At 60.5% G+C, this 22,623-nt stretch carries 19 protein-coding genes; 9 read left to right on the top strand and 10 right to left on the bottom strand.

Annotation, left to right across the window (positions count from 1 at the left end; translation table 11 throughout):
* Window positions 1-151: 151 nt before the first annotated feature.
* The 7 genes from HMPREF1494_RS11115 to HMPREF1494_RS03000 all read left to right on the top strand — a co-directional run bounded on the left by HMPREF1494_RS11115 (window position 152) and on the right by HMPREF1494_RS03000 (window position 7,786).
* Window positions 152-478, top strand: a complete 327-nt coding sequence (locus tag HMPREF1494_RS11115) for a WXG100 family type VII secretion target (RefSeq protein ID WP_204311380.1) — start codon at window positions 152-154, stop codon at window positions 476-478.
* On the top strand, window positions 475-1,953 hold the full coding sequence (locus HMPREF1494_RS03025) for an esterase/lipase family protein (RefSeq protein WP_034519739.1): 1,479 nt from the start codon (window positions 475-477) through the stop codon (window positions 1,951-1,953). The genes HMPREF1494_RS11115 and HMPREF1494_RS03025 overlap by 4 nt, the downstream gene beginning before the upstream one ends.
* An 81-nt stretch (window positions 1,954-2,034) precedes the next feature.
* Complete coding sequence (gene purB, locus HMPREF1494_RS03020) at window positions 2,035-3,477, top strand: adenylosuccinate lyase (RefSeq protein WP_034519728.1); 1,443 nt, start codon at window positions 2,035-2,037, stop codon at window positions 3,475-3,477.
* Window positions 3,478-3,595: 118 nt separating this feature from the next.
* The gene (locus tag HMPREF1494_RS03015; RefSeq protein ID WP_034519422.1) at window positions 3,596-6,046 is read left to right on the top strand and encodes a lysylphosphatidylglycerol synthase transmembrane domain-containing protein; all 2,451 of its coding nucleotides are present in this window, start codon (window positions 3,596-3,598) and stop codon (window positions 6,044-6,046) included.
* 155 nt (window positions 6,047-6,201) lie between these two features.
* A complete protein-coding gene (locus tag HMPREF1494_RS03010) occupies window positions 6,202-6,483 on the top strand; it encodes an HU family DNA-binding protein (RefSeq protein ID WP_003808664.1) in 282 nt (93 codons plus the stop codon).
* Window positions 6,484-6,629: 146 nt separating this feature from the next.
* Window positions 6,630-6,989, top strand: coding sequence for a hypothetical protein (locus tag HMPREF1494_RS03005; RefSeq protein WP_034519418.1), 360 nt, complete (start codon window positions 6,630-6,632; stop codon window positions 6,987-6,989).
* Window positions 6,986-7,786, top strand: coding sequence for a dioxygenase (locus HMPREF1494_RS03000; protein ID WP_034519415.1), 801 nt, complete (start codon window positions 6,986-6,988; stop codon window positions 7,784-7,786). The genes HMPREF1494_RS03005 and HMPREF1494_RS03000 overlap by 4 nt, the downstream gene beginning before the upstream one ends.
* Window positions 7,787-7,848: 62 nt before the next feature.
* Here the strand turns inward: HMPREF1494_RS03000 and pafA are convergent, their stop codons facing one another.
* The 5 genes from pafA to arc all read right to left on the bottom strand — a co-directional run bounded on the left by pafA (window position 7,849) and on the right by arc (window position 13,786).
* The gene (gene pafA / locus HMPREF1494_RS02995; protein ID WP_034519403.1) at window positions 7,849-9,312 is read right to left on the bottom strand and encodes a Pup--protein ligase; all 1,464 of its coding nucleotides are present in this window, start codon (window positions 9,310-9,312) and stop codon (window positions 7,849-7,851) included.
* Complete coding sequence (locus HMPREF1494_RS02990; RefSeq protein ID WP_034519399.1) at window positions 9,312-9,503, bottom strand: ubiquitin-like protein Pup; 192 nt, start codon at window positions 9,501-9,503, stop codon at window positions 9,312-9,314. The genes pafA and HMPREF1494_RS02990 overlap by 1 nt, the downstream gene beginning before the upstream one ends.
* A gap of 102 nt (window positions 9,504-9,605) precedes the next feature.
* Entirely contained in the window at window positions 9,606-10,436 is an 831-nt protein-coding gene (locus HMPREF1494_RS02985) for an inositol monophosphatase family protein (protein WP_003840822.1), read from the bottom strand.
* 131 nt (window positions 10,437-10,567) lie between these two features.
* The gene (dop, locus tag HMPREF1494_RS02980) at window positions 10,568-12,151 is read right to left on the bottom strand and encodes a depupylase/deamidase Dop (RefSeq protein WP_034519395.1); all 1,584 of its coding nucleotides are present in this window, start codon (window positions 12,149-12,151) and stop codon (window positions 10,568-10,570) included.
* 45 nt (window positions 12,152-12,196) lie between these two features.
* A complete protein-coding gene (gene arc, locus HMPREF1494_RS02975) occupies window positions 12,197-13,786 on the bottom strand; it encodes a proteasome ATPase (RefSeq protein ID WP_034519392.1) in 1,590 nt (529 codons plus the stop codon).
* 29 nt (window positions 13,787-13,815) lie between these two features.
* Between arc and serB the strand changes: the two genes are divergently transcribed.
* The gene (gene serB, locus HMPREF1494_RS02970) at window positions 13,816-14,490 is read left to right on the top strand and encodes a phosphoserine phosphatase SerB (protein ID WP_003842435.1); all 675 of its coding nucleotides are present in this window, start codon (window positions 13,816-13,818) and stop codon (window positions 14,488-14,490) included.
* A gap of 185 nt (window positions 14,491-14,675) precedes the next feature.
* Here the strand turns inward: serB and fmt are convergent, their stop codons facing one another.
* The 5 genes from fmt to rpoZ form a co-directional block, all read right to left on the bottom strand.
* Window positions 14,676-15,641: a methionyl-tRNA formyltransferase gene (gene fmt / locus HMPREF1494_RS02965; protein ID WP_034519389.1), complete on the bottom strand. Its 966-nt coding sequence runs from the start codon at window positions 15,639-15,641 to the stop codon at window positions 14,676-14,678.
* Window positions 15,642-15,719: 78 nt separating this feature from the next.
* The gene (locus HMPREF1494_RS02960; protein WP_003840830.1) at window positions 15,720-16,430 is read right to left on the bottom strand and encodes an HAD family hydrolase; all 711 of its coding nucleotides are present in this window, start codon (window positions 16,428-16,430) and stop codon (window positions 15,720-15,722) included.
* A 107-nt stretch (window positions 16,431-16,537) separates the two neighbouring features.
* Window positions 16,538-18,769 (bottom strand): primosomal protein N', encoded by a 2,232-nt coding sequence (locus HMPREF1494_RS02955; RefSeq protein WP_034519384.1) that lies wholly within the window; start codon window positions 18,767-18,769, stop codon window positions 16,538-16,540.
* A gap of 54 nt (window positions 18,770-18,823) precedes the next feature.
* Window positions 18,824-20,038 (bottom strand): methionine adenosyltransferase, encoded by a 1,215-nt coding sequence (gene metK, locus HMPREF1494_RS02950; RefSeq protein WP_003842439.1) that lies wholly within the window; start codon window positions 20,036-20,038, stop codon window positions 18,824-18,826.
* Window positions 20,039-20,221: 183 nt separating this feature from the next.
* Window positions 20,222-20,506 carry a DNA-directed RNA polymerase subunit omega gene (gene rpoZ / locus HMPREF1494_RS02945; protein WP_003840835.1) on the bottom strand — a complete coding sequence of 95 codons (285 nt, stop codon included), beginning with the start codon at window positions 20,504-20,506 and terminating at the stop codon, window positions 20,222-20,224.
* A 201-nt stretch (window positions 20,507-20,707) separates the two neighbouring features.
* On the opposite strand from rpoZ, the gene ilvD reads away from it, so the two are divergent.
* Window positions 20,708-22,567, top strand: a complete 1,860-nt coding sequence (gene ilvD / locus HMPREF1494_RS02940) for a dihydroxy-acid dehydratase (protein ID WP_003840836.1) — start codon at window positions 20,708-20,710, stop codon at window positions 22,565-22,567.
* The last annotated feature ends 56 nt before the right edge of the window (window positions 22,568-22,623 follow it).

Below are 22,623 nucleotides of genomic sequence, written 5' to 3'. Positions count from 1 at the left end.
CCGGTCGGAATTGACTTATCCACCGCATTGCCGGCGCGTTTCCGTTGTCTTTTCAACGATGACACGCCGGCATCGTGTTTTTTGCGCGTCCTTCGACCACCGACCCCATTTTTCCTGCACTCCTCATCGTGCATACGTGTTCAATGACACCATGAACACATCACTTGCATACAGCGCATCCGGCACGGTCGCGAATCCTCTGTTGCCGATGGGGTCCGTCGCTCTGCCCGGTACAACATGCCGGTGCCGCGCCGGCATACGGATCAGTCAGAATCTTGTCGATATGCGAATCAGATCATGCAGCGCAGGCCTCGACCAGCTTGAGTCCACGCTTGCACGCAGCGAGTTGACGGATTGGAACGGTACCGCAGCAGAATCCTTCCGTAGTCAGCTTACGGAACTGCATCGCCTATCCACCACCCTGAAGGAAGCGTTGCGAACCACTTCACGTACGCTGTGGTCGGTAGGTGCGGCATGAGTTGGCAGGTCACATCCACCATCAGCGGAGGTCGCAGGTATTCGACTGCCGACTACAACCAATATCTTGGCGTCGCCACCGCCCTGTCGGACGCTTCCCGAACATATGCGGTCATGTCGAACACATGGAATGCAACGGTACTGCAGCTTCAAGCCCAGCGTTACGGCACGCCCTTCGCCGCAGCGCTCGGCGGAAACGGCATCATCTGCAACGGGGACGACCATATATCGTTCCCCTACGATCGAATCATCAAACGTTGCGCCGAACATGCAAGCGCCTGTAACGTCATGGCGGAAAAACTCACATGGCTCGCCGATTTGGTCATCAGGGCGCACTCCCTGTATGCCCAGGCGGATGACCGCAACCGGCGCATACTCAATGAATTGCTCCAGGCCACGGTTACCACATTCCCGAAGGAGTCGCTTGCAGCGGCCGGCCTCCTTTCGCTCGGAGGCTTTGTCTTTGGCTCGGCGAAAGAAGGCGACCCCAATGGAATCCATGCATTGGATTCGCTGGATTGGGCGCAGGAAGGAATGATGAGCGGCGCCGGTTCCGTCATTGCAGGTCTCGGCGGATTGCGCGGGCTCTTCCATACCGATGAGGTCAATATCGCGGCCAAGCGCATCGCCAAGGTCACGGCACCCGGATATGACCTCATTCAAGGCAATGAGCTCAGCGTCACCCAAGTGCATGCCAATGCCACCGTGGTGCGCGAATCGCACAGTGTGGCCGATTCCATGGAGGATCTGCGGCGGCTTGCCGAAGAACGCCTCGGCACAATCGATCTTGGCAGCGGCTTGGACTACGGCACCATAGCCATTTCCAAATACCGCAGAAAAGATGGATCCAACGCCTGGCTGGTCACGATTCCCGGAACCGACGGCAAACCGGATTCGCCGTTCGGATGGCCGCAGAACGTGGAACTCATGAGTTCGGATTCCCAGCAACGCATGCAGGCCGATAGTGCCCGCATGGTGGCCGAAGCCATGGAACGGGCAGGCATCGGTCCGGACGAACCGGTGGCGATGATCGGTCATTCCCAAGGCGGCATCGTTGCGGCCACGCTTGCTTCGGACCTCAAGGATGCATACGGCATCGAACATGTGGTGACCGCCGGTTCCCCCGTGGCCAACCATCCGATTCCCGAAAGCACATGGGTCACCAGCGTGGAAATGGATGACGAACTGGTCGCAGCCTTGGACGGCGCGGTCAATCCGAATACCGAACACTGGCTCACCGTACGGGGCACGGTCAGCCAGACCTCTGACGACGGCTCTCTCTTCACCGGTACCGAAGTGCAGGATGCGCCCGACTCCAAGGAAATCACCCATTGGCTCAAATACCATCAGGCAGCCTATCGGAATGCCTCCGATATGGGATCGGCCGCCCTGGAAAACCACGAACGGCATTTCCGCAACGTCATCGACGGCGATCTGGAGGAAGTCACCTACTGGCAAGGCCGCATGAGCAAGTGAGCTCCTCGCGGGCGTGTCATCGGCAACCGGCGAGCGGACACCGACGGAATCTCGTTTACGGCTAAAAGTATGCTGTACAACATGAATCTTACTGACATCTCCCCTGCAATTGCCCTGACCCCCCTCGATGGCCGCTATCATCAGCAGACCGCCCCCCTCGTCGAGTATCTGAGCGAACCTGCGCTCAACCGCGAGCGCATGCGCGTGGAAGTCGAATGGATGATTCTGCTTGCCAATGGTTTCGAAGGCAACGGTTTCAAGACCATCGTTCCCGGTATCAAGCCGCTTACCGATGAGGAGCAGGCGTTTTTGCGCGCCATTCCGGAGGATTTCGGCGCCGAAGGCATCGCCCAGCATGCCGCCCATGAGGCCGTGACCCACCATGACGTGAAGGCCGTCGAGTATTACATCGACGATCAGCTCGACAAGGCGGCAGAAACACTCGGTCACGAGACGCAGCTCACCGAACTCAAGACCTTGGTGCATTTCGCCTGCACGTCCGAGGACATCAACAACCTGTCCATTGCCCGTTGCGTGAAAAACGGTATCGAGAACGTATGGCTGCCGGGCGCGCAGGCCATCGTCGACCATCTGGCGGAAAAGGCCGAGGAATACCGTGACAAGGCCATGCTGTCGCTGACCCACGGCCAGCCGGCCACACCGACCACGTTGGGCAAGGAACTTGCGGTGTACGTGTACCGCCTGAGCCGTCAGCTCAACAAGGTCAGGAATCAGGAATACCTCGGCAAGATCAATGGTGCGACCGGTACGTTCGGAGCCCATCTGGCGGCCTGCCCGGATGTGGATTGGGTTGCCGTGTCCCGCGAGTTCGTGACCAACCGCATGGGCCTGACCTGGAATCCGCTGACTACGCAGATCGAATCCCACGACTGGCAGGCTGAGCTGTACAGTACCATCAGCCACACCAACCGTATCCTGCACAATCTGTGCGTGGACGTGTGGATGTACATCTCCCGTGGCGTGTTTGCCCAGGTCCCGGTCAAGGGTGCCACAGGCTCCTCCACCATGCCCCATAAGGTCAATCCGATCCGCTTCGAGAACGCCGAGGCCAATCTGGAGATCTCCTGCTCGCTGCTCGACACCCTGTCCGCCACACTGGTCGAATCCCGCTGGCAGCGCGATCTGACCGACTCCACCACGCAGCGCAACATCGGTTCGGCCCTGGGTTACTCCGTACTGGCACTGAACAATCTGATGGGCGGACTGAATTCCATCCATCCGAACGACATCGCCATCCAGGCCGAGCTTGACGCCAACTGGGAAGTGCTGGGCGAGCCGATCCAGACCGCCATGCGCGCCTGCGAGCTGGCCGGCCTGCCGGGCATGGACAAGCCCTATGAGAAAGTCAAGGAACTGATGCGCGGCCATGAAATCTCCCAGGATGCCGTCGAGAGGTTCATCGACGAGCAGTCCTTCGACGAGGCCACTGCGGCACGTCTGAAGGCACTGACTCCGGCCACGTATACCGGTGTGGCCTCTCGACTGGTCGATTTCGCCCGCTGATCCGGTTCACGTACGGTCATAAGCCTCTTGGGGCGGTTGCGTTTCCCCCGCAGCCGCCCCAAGTTGTATCATCGAAAGCGATGACGGCAGCAGTCACCGTCTTTGTCTAACCGTATGTATGGAGCATGTCATAGTGTCTCACGCCCCCGCCGCCAGCAAGCATGAAGTGCGCATCGATGATATTCCGCCGCGTCGTAGCCGGGATTTCGCAGATCTGTTGCACGCCGGATTCGCATTGATCATCGCAGTAGTGGTCATCCTGTTCTCGATCTACCTGCATGGCACGGCCTCCGGCGTCGAGTCGGACGTGCGCTCGGCCAGTCACGCGGTAAGCTGGCTTATGGACGTGCCGGCTTCCCTGCTGCAGCAACTGGCCATCGTGTTCATTGCCGTCAGCGTACTGCTGCAGCTGCTGATTGCCAAGGAGTGGCTGCAGAGCGTGACCTCGGCCATCGCGTTGATTCTTGGATTCTCCGCTGTCTGGGGCGTGTCTGCACTGATTACCGGCACTCGCAATACGCTGCTGATCGCCTCCCTGTTTTCCAACGGCACGGTTACCGGCACCGGTCTGCTTCCTGATTTCTATGCGGCCATGGCCGCGTTCCTTACCGCCGCGGGCCCAAGACGCACACGATCCGCCGTGAAATGGGGATGGAACGTCCTCTATACCGTGGCGGTGCTGTTGGTGGTGCTGTCGTGGAATTCCGTAGCCGGAGTGCTGGTCTCGTTCGCGGTCGGCCGTATCATCGGCATGCTGATTCGTTTCGCCATCGGTACGCAGACCAACGGAGCATGGGGTTCGCAGGTGGTGCAGTCGTTGCGTTCCATCGGCATCGATGTCGCTTCCCTGTCACGCCGTCTCGATTCCGGTGCCGATTCGGGCATGCTGCAGGCCATTCTCGATGACGATCTCATCGAAAACTCCCGCATCTACGATGCCGTTGACGCCAACGGCGACCGTTTCATCGTATCCGTGCTCGACAATCAGGTGCATGTCGCCGGATATCTCAATCAGCTGTGGCAATGGATTCGGCTGACCGGCGTGTCCATGCGCCGGGACCGTTCCTCCATCGACGCCATCCATCATCATTACGCCATGTTGCTGGGACTGCATAACGCCGGTCTCGTCGCGCCGGGGGTCTATGGCGTGGCCGACAACGGCGAATCCTCGATTCTGGTGTTCCGTTCCGGCCGCATGCCTTTGGAATGCAATCTCAATACCATGAGCGACAGTGACATGGAACAGTTCATGGCGTATCTGGACAAGGCCCACCGCCATGGCTTTACCCACCGTCGCATCACGCCGAACACGCTTTCGCGCATGGAGGACGGCACTCCGGTGATCGCCGGCTGGCAGAATGGCGACTATGGCAGCAGTGCGCCAAATTTCGCGCTCGACAAGGTGCAGCTGCTGATTGTGCTGAGCGCGCTGAATGGCGTGGATCGTGCCATGGCCTGCGCCCGTCGGACATGGGGCGACGATCGGCTCATCGATCTGGCCCCGTTCGTGCAGAAGGCCGCCGCCCCTGCCGCCACTCGCGCCCTGCCTGGATGGGACAAGCAATTACTGGTGCGGCTTCGCGACCGCATCTCCGCCCTCGCTCCGCAGGAAATGGCCGATTCCATGGAAAAGGTCACGCTTTCGAGATTCAGTTTCCGTTCGTTCATCGCCATCGCACTGCTGGTAGTGGCCGTGTACGTCGTGTTCACGCAGGTTCAGCCGGGTGAGATGATCAAGGCCGTCAAAGAGGCGAATCTCGCCATGGCGTTGGTCTGCGTGGCTCTCGGGTTCGTGGCTTGGTTCGGTTCCGCCATGACGCTGGGCGGATTCATGGATGCCGACAAGCGCAATCCCATCGGTCTGATGTGTTCGCAGATGGCCGCAGGATTCACCGCGGTTTCCATGCCCGCGGGCGTAGGTCCGGCATTCGTCAATCTGCAGTTCCTGCGCAAAAGCGGCTATCGCAATACCAAGGCGACCGCCATCATGAGTGCCGTCTGGGCGGTGCAGGGCGCCACTACGATAGTGTTGCTGTTGGTCATCGGCGTATTCACCGGCCGTAACACGCTTTCCGGCATGATTCCCACCAATACGTTGATCATGGTAATCGCCATCGTTGCACTGATCGTGTCTGCGGGCATGGCGATTCCGCCGGTGCGTCATCTGGTCACGGACAAGTATCTGCCGATCGTCATGTCGTATGCGCGCAATCTGGTGGATGTGCTTACCAGGCCGAAGGAACTGCTTTTCGGCATCGTGGGCGCACTCATTCTCAATATCGGTACCGGTTTGGGATTCTGGGCCGCGTTGCTGGCATTCAGATACCATACGAACCCCGTGGAAACGACCTTTATTTTTCTCTTGGCGAACACGCTCGGTTCCGCAGTGCCGACACCGGGCGGCTTGGGTGCGGTCGAAGCGGCTTTGTCCGTGGCGTTCACCGCCGTAGGGGTTCCTTCCACGATCGCCGTCTCCGCTACTCTCGTCTACCGAATTGCCTTCTACTGGCTACGGATCCCGGTCGGTGCGTTGGCCATGAAGTGGCTTGACAGGCATAATCTGATTTAGAATCGGTTCGTGACCGGTCATTTTGGCCCGTTTTTCTAAAAAATCTCGCCAAAACCCTTATAGAATGCGGTTTTCGGCGGTAAGGTGCGCTAATATCGTAATGAACGTGGACATCAGAGTAATCAGGATGTCCCCTGACCCAAGAAGGATGCTTTATGGCATACAACAAGTCTGATCTCGTCTCGAAGATCGCTCAGAAGTCCAACCTGACCAAGGCACAGGCTGAGGCAGCTGTGAACGCTTTCCAGGACGTGTTCGTCGAGGCAATGCAGTCCGGCGAAGGCCTGAAGCTGACCGGTCTGTTCTCCGCCGAGCGCGTCAAGCGTGCCGCTCGTACCGGCCGCAACCCGCGCACCGGCGAGACCATCGAGATCCCGGCAACCTACGGTGTTCGTATCTCCGCCGGTTCCCTGCTGAAGAAGGCCGTCACCAAGTGAGTCTCTGATTCATTGGCGACTGGGGCCCCGACCATGATGGTCGGGGCCCCAGTCGTTTCACGACATTGCAGCGACGGGTTGCGTTTCCTGATTTTCCAGATAGACTTTACATATTAGACATCGTGTCCATATAGACAGGAACCGCCATGGCCGACCAGAGGAAGATCATAATCAATCAGCTCCATGAGCTCAACATCCTGCTGCTGCATTCCAAACTCAAGGCGACCAGGGCCAGAACGGCACGTCGCGCGGCGGCAACGGTCAGAAACGTCGATGCGGCACGTCGCGGAAGACCCCTCATGCGCCCCATCAAGGAGCAGACCGAATCGGCCCTGCGCATGTTCGACTGCCTGAATCCCGATGAACTTTCCACTCTCAGCGAATACCTGCAGCGTATCATCGACAACACCGATACCAGACTTCTGGACGAGGAGATCACCGAACGACGCAAGGCCATTCATGAGTTTCTCATGCTCGATCGTTCAGGTACGGAGGCACAGGAATGAGCATCGATCAAACAGGCACTCCGGAGCCGAATGATCCGGCTCTTATCCCCATCAGCAAACGTTCGTTGTTCACGCCAAGCGCGGATGTCGCCGTGGAACAGCATTCCGCCACGCCATATGTGTCCCGCACCGCGTATGGCACCGCCATCGTCGAAGGACGGTTGACCTCTCCAAGCGCACGCGTGCCGGAAATCATCACGCAACGGTGCGGCGGCATCACGGTGAAGGGGCATACGCTCAAATCCTTCGCCTATACCACCGATGCAGTGATCATTCGCAATACCAACGCCAACGCCATTCTGGCGGTGTATCCGTTCACCGGGGAGCCGGTGATCACGCAGGCATTGCTGACGGTGGCCCAGATGCCGTTGTTCGTAGGCGTGGGCGGTGGAACCACCACCGGCCCGCGTGTGGCCGAATTGGCCATGGTGGCGGAGATGCAGGGCGCAGCAGGTGTGGTCATCAACGCCCCCGCTCCGGCGGAAACCATCGAAACCACCATGTCCATGATCGACATTCCGGTCATCGCCACCGTTACCGAAGATGACGAAGTCACTGAATGCAAAATCATCGCAGGCGCCGCCATCATCAACGTCGCGGCGGGCGCACGAACCGCACAGGTGGTCTCCAGCATTCGAGAGCACCATCCGGAAATTCCGATCCTGGCTTCCGGAGGCGGCTCCGAGGAACGTATTCTCGCCACCATCGACGCCGGAGCCGATGCCATCACCTGGACGCCGCCAAGCGCCCAACAGATGCAGTCGCAGATGATGGCCAAATACCGCGGCGAAGCCTGAACCTTCCCTCCTCGCATCAGTCAGGATGCCGGATCAGGCGCATACCCCCCTCCGGCTTGAACTCAGGCCAGCATATCCATCATCTGCCGGAACCGCTCCGATTCCTCGAAATCGAAGGGATCAAGCAACACCATTTCCGAATGGTGGGGCGACATCAACGTGAGTCTGGTCCAATCACAGGAATACCGGGCACCCTTCGCCTTCGCCTCCCGCACGAATCTGCCCCGTAAAGCCGCACGGGTATCGTCAGGAGGCATGTGGACGGCACGATCCGCCGCATCCCGCCCCAACAACGTGCGCATGCCGCCACGGCGGCACAGCGAAGCATATACGGTACCGTTGGCCACATCGTGATAGTCCATGTCCAACTGCTCGAGTCTGCTTGCCGGAAGATGGCCGGTACGAGCCTGCAAGGCATCGAACAAGCGCTTCTTGCACACCCAATCCACCCTATCGGCCAAAGCGTCGACGTCACCGGAACGAAACGCTTCCAACGCCTCATGCCATTGAGCGATCACATCATGTACATCGGTACGAGGCAACGAGGCCCCGACTTCGGGATGATCTTCGACGAAACGTTCCACCGCCGCCAGATATCGTTCCTGCACGGCGACCGCACCACCGCGAATCACATCGCCATCGGCCATGTCAAAGACCGCACCGACGCCGCTCGCATCGCGACTGACGGCATGATTCGCCGCGCCGGGGTCGGCGAAGGCGAACCGTGCGAATCCGGATTCACGCCCCTCACGCCCCGCCTGTTCGATGACGCACAACACCAGATGCGTGGTGGCGAGTTTCATCATCGTAGCCCACTGGGACCGGTTGGAATCGCCGATGATCACATGCAGACGACGGAACGCGTCCGGATCGGCATGTGGTTCGTCGCGCGTGTTCACCATCGGGCGCGAGCGCGTGGTGGCCGAAGACACGGCCTCATCCAGAAAATCGGCACGTTGCGTGATCTGGAAGCCTTGTCCGCCCACACGACCGGCACCGGTGAATATCTGCCGGGTGATCAGGAATGGCAACAACTCATGTTCGATGGCCTCCAACGGCACGAAACGCCGCACCAGGTAATTTTCATGGCAACCGAAGGAATGACCGGCCGAATCGGCGTTGTTCTTGAACACATGCACGATGGCACGCCTGCCATGCCCTTCCCGCAACCTGTGCTGGGCGTCCATGGCAAGATCGCGCATCACCAGCTCGCCGGCCGCGTCAAGCGCCAACGCATCCATGGGATCCCGGGCTTCCGCCGTGGCGTATTCCGGATGCGAACCAACATCAAGATAGAGTCTCGAACCGTTTTCGATGTAAGTGTTCGTCGATCTGGCCTGGGCCACGATCGGCTGGAACATCATCATGGCCGTCTGCCCCGCATCACAGGGCGCATCGGCTCCGGTCACGCTGACTCCATACTCGGTTTCGATGCCGAAGATGCGGATGAACGCGTCGACCTCACCGCGGGTCCTGCCGTCAAGCGGGGCCGTCGAATGATTGCCGCTGTCGCGCAGCTGGGGCATCACTCGCCGCCTTTTTGCACAAAACTGCCGACATATTCTTCGGCGTTGGTTTCCAATACGGATTCGATATCATCCAGCACGGCATCCAAGGCATCCAAGGTATCATCCGTTCGCGCACCGGCGACCGGAGCGCTCTCCTCGCCGTCCAACGGCTGGTCCGCGGATCGGATCTGTTCGAATTCCTGAGGCATGGCTTTCCCTTTCGATACGTTCGGCATCCGCCAGCGATTGCACCAATCGCAACGGCGCCGACTGCGCCACACATGAGGCCATGAGAGACAGGCCCTATGGCGCTATACCAAATACTGACGTAAATCGTCGTTGATGAGTCCGTTGGTGGCGACCACGTCGTTTTCCTGACGCCAGTGAACGCCGTCGCCATTCCATTGGCTCAGGTGACCTTGCGCCTCCCAGACCATCATGGCACCGGCCGACACGGCGGGAACATCCCATTTATGCAGATGCGGCTCGAAATAGGCGTCATACGTGCCGTCAGCCACCTTGCACAGATCCAGCGACACCGGCCCCACGCGCTTGATGTCGGCCGGACGTCCGGCGATGCGCGCCACCACGTCAAGTGATCGCTTGGATTCCGCCGGCACGTACGACATGCCGAAACTCACCACGGCCCCGTCCAATGACGGTGTGGTGGAGGGGATGATCTTCTCGCGCTTGTCGCCCAACGGGGTGCGACGGATACGAATGGCACCGGAGCCACGGACGGCAAGATACGTCAAACCCAACGCCGGGGCATGCACCACCGCGAGAATCGGCTGTGCGGAGCACTGCTCGTTAAATTCGAACAAGGTCACGGTGATGGCCCACTCCGGCATGTCGTGGGCGAAATTGATCACGCCGTCGATGCCGCCGACGCACCAGTACCGTTCCCCCGGATGGCATTCTTCGGGGCGGAACTGCCAAAATCCATCGAATACGTCGACATAGGTGATGCGGTTGCTGATGAACTGTGCGAGACGCTTGTCGAGATCCGACGTGAAATGCAGGTGGTCGTCCGACAGCTCAAGACTTTTCATATCGCGCGGATTGGTCTGATCGTTCAATGCGTGTTTGCCTGCATCCTGCAGGATACGGGCCACTTCGAGGGCCGCTTGCCTCAACTCCATAGATTATGCCTTTTCATTCGTCATACTGCGCGCCCGATATGTTCTCTCCTGATATCAGGGCCTGTTTCTGTGTTCCTGTTGCCTGGCATGGTTATACCATCATCACGAATAGTACGCGACCGACGTGATGTTCAGCGTAAGCGGTTCATGACCGTCTGCGCGTCCGATGCCCCCTCGAAGGCTCGCAGACATTGGGATTCGCCAAAGTCCAAAGGGTTCGACATATCCAATGACGTCATGACATTCTCCACGGATTCATCACCACTCATCTCACCGCGAACGGTCAGATGAGACCAGGATGCGGCCACCGTCTGTTCGGGAAAACGCCGGATCATCTGCGCGCGCAGCCAGGCACGCGTATCGCTTGGCGGTTCCGAGATTGCCCGCCTCAATTGCGCATCATCGACCAGCCGCTCCATCTGGGGCGTCAGTTTCATGAATATCGAATCCGAGGAATCCAACGCGGCCCATCTCAGATCGACGGCGGCCAAACGTGGGTCGGCCCAATCGGAACCGGTTTTACGGCGCAGTTTCTCCAGCAGCCGCCATTTGAGCAGCCATTCGATGCGGCCTGCCTCTTCGCGCATGGCCAGACGCCGATCGTCGTCGGCATGGCGGATGGCAGCCACGTCGGCGAGCGCCTGACCCCACATCGCCATGATGTTGCGCGTGGAACGGTCCGGCCAGACGGGTTCTCCCGCCGTGTCGCTGCCGTAGACCATCGCGGCCGCCGCATACACCATGCTCCGCAAGGTGACCTGCATCTGCCATGCCGTGGTCATGCCGCCGTTGCGCAACGGCAGTTCGGCATTCAACGTCAGGTCGTGCGAGACGGTATGCATGGCCTCCACCGGATCGGCGAGCGCCAGCGCGTCCATCATCGCCTCCAGATCGAGTCCCGCCTTCCTGCCATGCTCGAGCACCCACAGCAGCATGCTGGTGGTGCCGAGTTTCAGCGCCTGCGGCACGTCCATACGGTTGGCGTCGCCCACGATCACGTGCAATCGACGGTATGCATCGGTACTGTGCGATTCGTCACGGGTGTTGATGATGGGCCGGTCGAAGGTGGTCTGCAGTCCCACTTTCATGTGGAAGTAGTCGGCGCGCTGGCTGAGCTGGTAGCCGGCGCGCTCGCTGCGCTCCCCCAGGCCGACGCGACCGGAGCCTGTATAGATCTGCCGCGAAACGAAATGCGCGGTCATCAGCCGTGTCACATGCTCGAACGGCACCGCACGCAGCATCATATAGTTTTCATGCGTGCCCCAACTGGCGCCTTTGCCGTCCACGTTGTTGCGATGCAGCATGATGGCGCGGCCCGTGATGCCGCTCGCCTTCTGCGCGGCCTGCTGCATGATCAGATCACCGGCATGGTCGTAGAGCACCGCCTCGAAGGGGTCCGTGGTTTCCGGCGCGGAGTATTCCGGATGCGCGTGGTCGACATATATGCGTCCGCCATTGGCTGCGATCACGTTGGTGATGTTGAGCTGTGGCGCGTCGGTGAGCAGGTCGGGATGTGCGCAGGCGCGTTCCAGACGGGTGCCGCGGGCGTCGTTGACGGGATCTTCCTGCCGATAGTCCCAGCGGATATGCTTCGTGCGTTCATCCGCGGCGGCGCCGACCACATCGAATGATAGCTGCACCGGATTGTACCGGCCTTGCCCACGACTGGAAACCGCATACTCGGTTTCGGTTCCCATTACTCGACGAACGCTCATCTCCCGATTCCTTTCCTCTGCCCTATACCGGCCGATCCGATCCGGTTATTGCGCCGTCGGCCTGATGCGTGTCACATGCCCGGCCTCGAATCCGTTGATTCGACTCCACTGCACCGGATCGGCGTCCAGCACGGCGTCACGGGTCTCTTCGAATTCCTCCTGCACGGCCTTCGCCAGCAGATTCACGCCGATCGCCGCGGGCTCCGCCGATTCGATGGAGATTTTGACGGCCTTTGTCTTGGCGCGATCCACAACGTTCTTCAATACCGCTCCGGAAACCACGTCGGCCAGATAGACCGGCGACCACTGCCCGTGTTCGTCGCAGACGTCGCATAAGTGGCGATGCTCGCTGACCGCATAGATGTCGGCGACGAGCACGCTGGTCAGGGCCTTCGCCTCGATGCCCGGCGTGAGCGGCAGGTCGTCGGTCAGATAGTGGCGGATGATCTGCTCGGCCTGCTTCGCTTTCGGACGTTCCACACGGATTTTCACATCCAGTCGACCCGGACGCAACACGGCCGGATCGATCATATCGATGCGGTTGGAGGCTCCGATCACCATCACATTGTCAAGGCTTTCCACACCGTCGAGTTCGGAGAGGAACTGCGGCACGATGGTGGTTTCCACGTCGGAGGACACGCCGGAACCGCGAGTGCGCAGCAACGAATCCATCTCGTCGATGAACACGATGACCGGCCTGCCGTCGGCGGCGCGTTCGCGCGCACGTCTGAAAATCATGCGAATCAGACGTTCCGACTCACCGACGAACTTGTTGAGCAGCTCCGGCCCCTTCACGGAAAGGAACACGCCCGACCCCGCGCCGGAACCTTCGGCAAGCGCGTTTGCCACGGCCTTGGCGATCAGCGTCTTGCCGTTGCCGGGCGGGCCGTACAGCAACACCCCTTTCGGCGGTTTCAGATCATAGCGTTCGAACAGCTCACGGTGCAGGAACGGCATCTGCACGGCGTCACGGATGCGCTCGATCTGTTCGTCCAGACCGCCGATGTCGTCGAAGGTGACGTCCGGAGTCTCCTCAAGCACCAGATCGGCGTCATCCTCGACGGGAATCAGGGTCAGCGCGAAGCGGACGGAGGAATCCACGCTCACCCGATCGCCGGTATTGACGTTCTCCTTGGCGAGTGTGCCGGCACGGCGTACCAACGTGACGTTGCCTCCACTGTCAGCCACCAGCAGACGACCGTCGTCAAGAACCTGTCTGACGGTGCGTACCGAACCCAAGGTGTCGGTGTCATGCTGATCCACTATCACCATGTTCTCGTTGAGCAGCACCGTACGTCCCGCCTCCAGCCGCGACGCCTGTACGTTCGCCGCCACCGGCACGATCATGCGCCGCGTGCCCGAAATCACCTCGGCGCTGGCGTGCTGCACCCCCTGTTCGTCGGTGTTCGCCGCATGCACGCGTATCATGGTGGCGAAAGTCATGGGAGGCCCGGCCAACTGATTCAGTTGCACCTTGGCCTTGGTGAGTTCTTGCGTGGCACGGGTCAATGCCTTCGCCAACGCATGGTTCTTGGCCATCAGCCGGTCATTGGCCTCACTGAGGGACCGCAACCTCTCATCCTGCCGTTCCATGCCGACCCTCGCTTTCTTCGATTCACCGTCCAGAATACCCATTGTCCTAATGCTTTCCGACAATCGAAACCATGCTTGAAGAAGAAACGCTGAATGCCGCCACCGTGCCCACGTTGTCCCACCCCGGACTGCTGGTAATGGATGTGGATTCCACGTTGATTGACGAAGAGGTCATCGACGAGCTCGGCGTCGCCGCCGGCGTCGGTGATCGAATCGCATCCGTCACCGCCCGTGCGATGAACGGCGAATTGGATTTCCGCGATGCGTTGCGTGCCCGCGTCGCATTGCTGAAGGACTTGCCGATTTCGATGTTCGACGATGTCTACCATGCCGTCCATTTCACGAACGGCGCGCTTGCCCTCATCGATGCGTTGCACGACTATGGCTGGAAGGTCGGCGTCGTCTCCGGAGGATTCCATGAAGTCGTGGATCGTCTCGCATCCGACGCAAACATCGATTACTGGATTGCGAACCGTCTCGAAACCGCCGATGGCAGGCTGACGGGCCGCGTCCTTGGCGATATCGTCACCAAGGACGTCAAGCTGGAATCATTGCGCACATGGGCCGGCCGAATGGGAGTCAGCATGGCGCAAACCGTGGCCGTGGGCGACGGAGCCAACGATCTGCCGATGATTCATGCGGCGGGATTGGGCGTGGCATTCTGCGCCAAACCGAAGGTCCAGCAGGAGGCTCCGCACCGTCTGAACGAACGTGATCTCATCAAGATCCTCGATTTTCTCAGATAGCCCCTCCGCTGCGCGTACCCGTCGCAACCGCGCGGCTTGCGGAATGACGTAGCATCCGCACGTACGGCAGGTGGCGGATTGGCATGCGCTGTAAGGCCGTAAAGAGCCGTAAAGACTTGTCCCGAACGGCCCGGAGCGTGTCGTCAATGCATGCCGTCCGTCACTGCGGACGCCATAGCCGACTGTTACCTACAGAAAGCCGTCCCGTCGAGGCGGGCTCCACGGGCCCAGTCAGCGGCACGCATGGCCTTTTTGCCCTGAGCCTTGACTTCGAGCAGCTCCAACGGCTGGGTGGCGGTGCCGATCCACACATGCTTCTTGCCTGCCACGATTCGTCCCGGTTCGAGCGTGGCGGGCACATTCGGATTGTCCATGTCGGACGTCTGAGCACGCAACACATGCAGGGTGGTCGGCTCGGCGTCAGCGCTGGCATGCAGTTCGCACCAGGCGCCAGGATTCGGAGTGCAGGCACGAATCTGCCGGTCGACGGCGAACGCAGGAACGTCGAAGCGAATGCGCGCATCCTCAACGGTGATCTTCTGGGCGATTTCATAGGCGCCTGCGGGCTGTTCGACCGGCGCGATCTGATCATCGGCCAAGGCCTGCAGCGAAGCGGCCAGCAATCGGGAGCCATCTTCAGCCAAACGGTTCAGCAGTTCGCCGGAGGTTTCGTGCGCACCGATTTCCACGGTGGATTGCGCCAGAATCGGGCCTGCATCCATCTTCCTGACGATGCGGAACACCGTGGCGCCGGTCAAAGTGTCCCCTGCCCAGATGGAACGCTGCACCGGAGCGGCGCCACGCCATTGCGGCAACAGCGAGAAATGCAGGTTGTACCAGCCCATGGGCAAGGCGTCCAAGACCTCCTGCTTGAGGATCTTGCCGTAGGCCACCACGGCGGCGGCCTGTGCGCCGGTGGCCGTGAGTTCGTTGACGAAGGTCTCTTCGCTCGGATCGGATTCGATGACTGGCAATCCCAATTCCAGCGCGGCCTGCTTGACCGGATTCGGTACGAGCTTGCGTCCGCGGCCGGTCGGTGCGTCCGGACGGGTGAGTACGGCCACTACCTCAAAATGCTCGGTATCTTCGGCAAGCATCCTCAGCGACGGTACGGCGACTTCCGGAGAACCGGCGAAAAGCACTTTCAGCATGAATCAGACTCCTTGTCCACATCTCAATCACAAACCATCATCGACGTCGCGGGATCGATGCCGCGACGATCGCGAACGTCACGCCTGCAGTACGGCGGGAATATCGACGCCGTTGGCGATTAGCAACCTGCGCAGGGCACGCGAATCCTTGAATCGCACACCACGAATGCCGGCCTCGTTCGCCCCGACGATGTTCATCGCCTTGTCGTCCACGAACATCGCACCTGCGGCATTGATGCCGAACCGGTCCAGCGCATGCTCATAGATGTCTTTGTGCGGCTTGCGCAGCTCGACGTAGCCGGAAACCACGCGATCGTTCAGCGTCTGCAGGATATCGTAGTGTTCCAGCGCAATCGGGAACAGGTCCTTCTGCCAATTGCTCAATCCCCAGACGCCGATGCCAGCGGCCTTCAAATCGTTGATCAGCACACGGGCGCCGGGCACGACGCCTGTGAGTGAATCGACGAAGTTGTCAAGATAGTACTGCAGCATGTCGGCCCACTGGTCGCCACTGGTCTTACGCATCAGCGCCACGCCTTCGTCGTTGGACATGCCACCGTCCAGCAGGTTGTTGATGTCGTAGAAGCCCGAGATGTCGTTGTCGAGGAACCGCTCGACGAGCTCATCGTCGTATCGCGGCGTCATCACCGCGGCCGGATCCCAATATATCAGCACATTGCCGAAATCGAAGATCACATCGGTGATCGGCTTGCCCGCGTTGGCGGCCGCCTCGCCGTCGGCCATCAGCACGTCGTATTCCATGTCGGGCTCTCCAGGCCAGCCTTTCATGCGTTCCTCCGTTCATATTCGATGGAGTCCTTCAGGTCTTCCATAGTGTTTCACGGCGAGAGGACGTGACCTTCACAAATGGTTTCGACAAGGCGCTTTTGGAATGCTTAGATGCGTTCCTTCGGATCGAGTTGGAACCGAAGCTCGCCCGCCTCCCGTGCGGCTACATGCCTTGCGCTGGCGTTGCGCAGTCGCAGGGCCAGTTCGGCACGTTTGCCTTGCGGCACACGCACGATCGCCTTGACCCGGTCGGCGGTCACCTCCAGCTCACGGGTATCGATGGTGCGTGGCTGCGGAATCGGCACGGGGCCCAGCACCGAAGGCATGACACCTTCCACGGTTTCGATGGTGGCCCAGTCACCGCCCGACAGAGCGCCGATTCGTTCCAGCGCCGTTTTCACCGCACTTCGGCGACCCCATACGCATGCCGCCGCGAACACCGGGGGCAGGGCCGTCTGCGCACGCTCTTCAAGCTCGGTCTGCGCCAACCGCGGTGAATTCCACAACATCAATGATTGGGCGAGCACCGGATCGGTCTCGCCAAGCAGCAACGCCTGTCCGTCCCTGACCCGTGGCGCGCACAGCGACACCGCACGCATCCAGGCGGTGAGCGTATCCACGCCCGCATCGATGCCGAATGCATACAGGCTGGTCCAGGCATCCAGAATCGCCACCGCCCGATATTCGCACTCGTACGGGCTGGTCCCCCGCACACGAGGTTCGGCGCCGGGGGTGGCGATGACCAGCTGCGGCGCAAAGGCAATGTCCGGCACAATGCCTCGTGGCTGGCTTGGCGTGGATATCACGATCGGCACGCCACGGAACAGTTTGCCCAGTTCCTGCGCAGTACCGGCCGCACCGACCCGCACCACGCGCATACGTTCGTTATGGCAGGCCGGGCACGACCATTGCACGGTGGCGGCACCACACCAACGGCATCGAATCGAACCGTCCTGCAAGCGTTCCAGTGGCCCGCTGCATTGCGCACATCGCGCCTGGCGGTGGCATTGCGAGCAACTCAGCGCCTCGGTGATGCCATCCTGCGGAATGGACAACAGCACCGGACCGCTTTCCAGTGCCTTGGACAGCACGCGTACGGCCGTGTGCGGCACACGGGCGCCGATGGTCGGATCCGCGACACGCGCCAACTCGTCACGGTTGAGCCAGCGAATCCACGGACTCGCCTCTTTAGTCACCGCCGGAAGCGCATGAATCGGCGTACTGAAGCCGCTGACCGGCGTCTCCCCCACATGTGTGGCATCGGTTTCCCATTGGCTCTGCACGCTTCGGGCATTCGCCATCGCCACGAATACTCCGCCATGGGCCTTGGCACGCAGACGCAATACCCCTCTGGCATTGGCGTAAGGCATCATGCCGTCGGCATCCTGATAGCACACATCATCCACGATCAGAAACAGGGCACGACCTTCCACCGGCGCATACATGGCGGCCCGCGTTCCGATGATGCATGACACCCGTCCACTGCTCGCAGCCAGATAGGCACGATATCGTTCCGCAGGCGGCATCTGCGCATTCAGCACGGCCATGTCACCGTCGTAGCCGCCGCTGGAGGCGTTGGTTTGGGCGAACACACGCAGTCCGATGGATTGCAGGGTTTCGATCATATCGTTGATTTCGCGCATGGTAGGCAGCACGATCACGGCCGGTCTGTTGTGCGAAAGCGCGGCGGCCACCATCCATGCCGCACATCGTCGCCAATGGTCGAATCCCGGAAGGGTGTCGAATACGAAGGATTGAAAACGCGAGCCTTCCAGAGCCTCCCGCAGCAGGTTGACGCCACCGTACCGGGCCTTCAGCTGGTCGAAGTGCTCCTGCTCCACGGCGAGCAGACATTCCGCCCTTGCCCTGCCCTCGCGTGCCGTGGATCCGCTTCGTCGCTGTTCCTGCTCCACTCGTGCCACACGCGGCGGCACGGCAAGACGCAGAATATTGGCGCGGGTACCCCCGAAAGCGTCGGCGATCAACGTAATGTCCTCGCGCATGGCCTTTGGAACCAGCACGCCGTCGGTGACCACACGGTCGATGAAACGCAATGCGGACGCCGGAGTATCGCTGACATCCGTCCGATTCCAGATAATGCCATTGACGCGTTGGCCTCCGAATCGCACGCGCACCATCACGCCGGGCCGGGCCACCTCGGAATATTTCTCCTCGACGTAATAGTCGAAGGTCTGTCCCAGATGCGTGGCCTGCACGTCCAACACCACTTGGGCCACGGGATGCTCGGCAGCCGGCGTTTTGGCTACGGGCATGCGTTTGCGCCGCTTGCGCGGGGCAAGCCCGTCAAGCGCCAGCTGCTCGGCATCCTCAAAGGTCATGATTCCAAGAGTAACGCAGCCACCCGTTTGACATACGTACTCTCGGCGTTCGCCCTACTCGGCGATCGCCGCCTTGAGGTCATCGACCTTGTTGACGATCTCCCACGTGAAGTCGGCGTCAGCGCGCCCGAAGTGACCATATGCGGCGGTTTTGGCGTAAATCGGGCGTTTCAGGTCAAGTTCGTCGATGATGGCGGCCGGACGCAGATCGAATACCTTGCGTACCGCCTGCTGAATCCGCTCGCGGGTCACTCCCATTTCGGTACCATAGGTCTCCACGTTGATGGATACCGGATCGGCCACGCCGATGGCGTAGGCCACCTGCACCTCGACCTTGCGGGCAAGGCCTGCGGCCACGATGTTCTTGGCCACCCAACGGGCCGCATAGGCCGCGGAACGATCCACCTTGCTCGGATCCTTGCCGGAGAAGGCACCGCCGCCGTGGTGCGCCGCGCCACCATAGGTGTCGACGATGATCTTGCGTCCGGTCAGTCCCGCATCCGCGGCCGGACCGCCAAGTACGAACGAGCCGGTCGGGTTCACCAGCACACGGTATTCATCGTGCGTCACGCGATCGGCAAGCACGTCGTCAAGCACCGGGCGAATCACATGTTCAGTCAGCTGTTCCTTGAGCCAAGCCTGATCCACTTCGGGATCATGCTGCGTGGAGACCAGCACGGTATCGAGACGGACCGGACGATCGTCGTCGTCATATTCGATGGTCACCTGAGTTTTGCCGTCCGGTCGCAGGTGCGCCACTTCACCGCTCTTGCGCACTTCGGTCAGACGATGGGCCAGGCGGTGGGCCAGATAGATCGGCAAAGGCATGAGCACGTCGGTCTCATCGCAGGCGTAGCCGAACATCACGCCTTGGTCGCCGGCTCCCTGCGCCTCATAGCGCTCTTCGCGGGAGGCCGCGGACTCCTTCTCACGGTCGAGACGTGCCACACCTTGGTTGATTTCGGAGCTCTGCTCGGTCAGGGAGACCATCACGCCGCAGGAGTCGGCATCGAGGCCGACCCTGGAACTGGTGTAACCGATGTTCCTGACCACGGTACGCACGATGTTCTGGATGTCGCTATATCCCTCGCTGGTCACCTCGCCGAACACGAAGAACTGTCCGGTGGTAGCGCAGGTTTCCACGGCCACATGCGACTGCGGATCCTGACGCAGCATATCGTCGAGAATCGCATCGGAAATCTGATCGCAGACCTTGTCCGGATGTCCTTCCGTCACCGATTCGGCGGAAATCAACTTCAATTCAGCCATGCCGGCTGCTCCTTTCCTAGGGCGGTCATCCCAACTCCGCCCGGATGTCTGTTGTCGTGAATGGCGAATATAGAAAACGCCCCAACCCTCAGGACGCAATCAATGGTTTTGCAACCATCATCTCATGCGCTCCGTTCAGGTATCGGGGCGAAAGAAAATAAATCAGGCGCGATTCCTTGGAAATCAGTTGCCTTCGGTCAGGTCGTCCTCGCCGAGGGTCTCCTCCAGCAGACCATCGTTGATCTCGCGGAACGCGATGGACAACGGCTTTTCCTGGTTCTGGTACTCCACCAGCGGGCCGACGTTCTGCAGCAGACCCTCATTGAGCTGGGTAAAGTAGGAATTGATCTGGCGAGCACGCTTGGCGGCGAAAATAGCCAAGGCGTACTTGGAGTCCGCATGCTCCATCAGATCGTCGATCGGCGGATCCGCAAGTCCGGTCGGGGTTGGCTGAGTGCCGAATGCCATAGTTGATTATCTCCCAATCATCAGATAAGCGCGAAGCTTCTTTTCCAATCTCGTAAGTATAGAGGCGCAGCTGGACGGACGCAATCCCCACACAGGGCATTCGGAGCCGCCTTGCCGTCCGGGGAATGTAACGCTTATGAAAATTCCACATAGTGACTCTTGACAAAACGCGTGTCCCGTTCGGCCAGCACAATAGAAGGCATGGAAATGCGATCTGCAAAACTGATGAATGGACGAGTATTCGCGGGCGCACGCGCCCTCTACCGTGCCGCCGGCGTGGACGGCAAGGACTTTGGCAAGCCGATCATCGCCATTGCCAACTCCTTCGACGAGTTCCTGCCGGGCCATGTGCACCTGAACAAGGTCGGCCGACTGATTTCCGAAGCCATCAAGGAGGCCGGCGGCATCCCCCGTGAGTTCAACACGATGGCCGTCGACGACGGCATCGCCATGGGTCACACCGGCATGCTTTACTCCCTGCCGAGCCGCGATATCATCGCCGACACCGTGGAATACCAGGTGAATGCGCACTGCGCCGACGCCCTGATCTGCATCCCGAACTGCGACAAGGTCGTGCCGGGCATGCTCATGGCCGCATTGCGCCTGAACATCCCTACCGTATTCGTCTCCGGCGGCCCGATGGAGGCCGGTACCACCGTACTGCCCGACGGCACCGTGAAGAAGAACACCGATCTGATCGACGTGATGTACGCCTCCGCCGACGACAATCTGGACGAGGAGGCCCTGCTCGCCTACGAGAAGACCGTCTGCCCGACCTGCGGCTCCTGCGCCGGCATGTTCACCGCCAATTCGATGAACTGCCTGACCGAAGCCATCGGCCTGGCGCTTCCCGGCAACGGCACCATCCTCGCCTCCCACTCCTACCGCAAGGATCTGTTCAAGCGCGCCGCCGAACAGATCGTCAAGATCGCCAAGCAGTACTACGACGAGGACGATGAGACCGTGCTGCCGCGTTCCATCGCCACCAAGAAGGCCTTCGAGAACGCCATGACCATGGACGTGGCCATGGGCGGTTCCACCAACACCGTGCTGCACATCCTCGCCATGGCCCAGTCCGCCGATGTGGACTTCACCCTTGACGACATCGAACGCATCTCGCATACCGTGCCGTGCATCTGCAAGGCCTCGCCGTCCGGTGAATGGGAGATTTCCGACGTGCACCGCGCAGGCGGCATCACCGGCATCCTCGGCGAACTCGACCGTGCGGGCAAGCTGCACCGCGACGTGCATTCCGTCGATTACAAGACTCTGGAAGACAAGCTCAACGATTGGGACATCATGCGCGACTCCTGCACCGAGGAGGCGCAGCAGATGTACAAGGCCGCTCCGGGCCACATCGTCTCCCCCGATCCGTGGACGCACACCACGCTGTTCGATTCGCTCGACCGCGACCGTGTCAACGGCGCCATCCATGACATCGACCATCCGGCGGTCACCGAAGGCGGCCTGGCCGTGTTGCGCGGCAACCTCGCTCCCGACGGCTGTGTGGTCAAGACCGCAGGCGTGCCGAAGGAGATCTGGACGTTCCGTGGACCGGCTCTGGTCGTGGAATCCCAGGAGGAGGCCATCGAGGTCATCCTCAACGATACGCTGAAGCCAGGCATGGCCCTGGTGATTCGCTATGAGGGTCCGAAGGGCGGACCGGGCATGCAGGAGATGCTGTATCCGACTTCCTTCGTCAAGGGCAAAGGCATCGGCAAGGAAGTGGCCCTCCTGACCGACGGTCGTTATTCCGGCGGCTCCTCGGGCCTGTCCATCGGCCACATCGCGCCTGAAGCGGCGAACAAGGGACCGATCGCGCTGATCAAGAACGGTGACATCATCACCATCGACATTCCGAACCGTACTGTGAACGTCGAGCTGACCGATGATGAGCTGGCCCAGCGTCGCGCCGAGATCGAAGCCGGAGACGGCTACGTGGCGCACCGCGATCGCAAGGTGTCCCAGGCGCTCAAGGCCTATGCGGCCTTCGCCCGCTCCGCCGACAAGGGTGCGACCCGAGACCCGGAGCTGATCAACAGGCTCTCCGGTCTCGCCTGAGAACCCTGTAGAACTCAAAAAAGGGGGTTACGCGGAAATGAACTGCGCCCCGATTG

It is taken from the genome of Bifidobacterium sp. MSTE12, assembly GCF_000513015.1.
Lineage (GTDB): Bacteria > Actinomycetota > Actinomycetes > Actinomycetales > Bifidobacteriaceae > Bifidobacterium > Bifidobacterium dentium.
Note: the sequence above shows the minus strand (reverse complement) of the source record. Positions and strands in the feature narration are given on the sequence as shown.

Coding starts and splice junctions, on each gene's coding strand:
- fmt (WP_034519389.1), bottom strand. CDS start 15,641: ATGCTGAAAGTGCTTTTCGCCGGTTCTCCGGAAGTCGCCGTACCGTCG.
- HMPREF1494_RS03015 (WP_034519422.1), top strand. CDS start 3,596: ATGGAGCATGTCATAGTGTCTCACGCCCCCGCCGCCAGCAAGCATGAA.
- metK (WP_003842439.1), bottom strand. CDS start 20,038: ATGGCTGAATTGAAGTTGATTTCCGCCGAATCGGTGACGGAAGGACAT.
- purB (WP_034519728.1), top strand. CDS start 2,035: ATGAATCTTACTGACATCTCCCCTGCAATTGCCCTGACCCCCCTCGAT.
- HMPREF1494_RS11115 (WP_204311380.1), top strand. CDS start 152: ATGAACACATCACTTGCATACAGCGCATCCGGCACGGTCGCGAATCCT.
- dop (WP_034519395.1), bottom strand. CDS start 12,151: ATGAGCGTTCGTCGAGTAATGGGAACCGAAACCGAGTATGCGGTTTCC.
- HMPREF1494_RS03010 (WP_003808664.1), top strand. CDS start 6,202: ATGGCATACAACAAGTCTGATCTCGTCTCGAAGATCGCTCAGAAGTCC.
- arc (WP_034519392.1), bottom strand. CDS start 13,786: ATGGGTATTCTGGACGGTGAATCGAAGAAAGCGAGGGTCGGCATGGAA.
- HMPREF1494_RS03000 (WP_034519415.1), top strand. CDS start 6,986: ATGAGCATCGATCAAACAGGCACTCCGGAGCCGAATGATCCGGCTCTT.
- ilvD (WP_003840836.1), top strand. CDS start 20,708: ATGGAAATGCGATCTGCAAAACTGATGAATGGACGAGTATTCGCGGGC.
- serB (WP_003842435.1), top strand. CDS start 13,816: ATGCTTGAAGAAGAAACGCTGAATGCCGCCACCGTGCCCACGTTGTCC.
- HMPREF1494_RS02990 (WP_034519399.1), bottom strand. CDS start 9,503: ATGCCTCAGGAATTCGAACAGATCCGATCCGCGGACCAGCCGTTGGAC.
- HMPREF1494_RS02960 (WP_003840830.1), bottom strand. CDS start 16,430: ATGAAAGGCTGGCCTGGAGAGCCCGACATGGAATACGACGTGCTGATG.
- HMPREF1494_RS02955 (WP_034519384.1), bottom strand. CDS start 18,769: ATGACCTTTGAGGATGCCGAGCAGCTGGCGCTTGACGGGCTTGCCCCG.
- HMPREF1494_RS03025 (WP_034519739.1), top strand. CDS start 475: ATGAGTTGGCAGGTCACATCCACCATCAGCGGAGGTCGCAGGTATTCG.
- HMPREF1494_RS02985 (WP_003840822.1), bottom strand. CDS start 10,436: ATGGAGTTGAGGCAAGCGGCCCTCGAAGTGGCCCGTATCCTGCAGGAT.
- rpoZ (WP_003840835.1), bottom strand. CDS start 20,506: ATGGCATTCGGCACTCAGCCAACCCCGACCGGACTTGCGGATCCGCCG.
- HMPREF1494_RS03005 (WP_034519418.1), top strand. CDS start 6,630: ATGGCCGACCAGAGGAAGATCATAATCAATCAGCTCCATGAGCTCAAC.
- pafA (WP_034519403.1), bottom strand. CDS start 9,312: ATGCCCCAGCTGCGCGACAGCGGCAATCATTCGACGGCCCCGCTTGAC.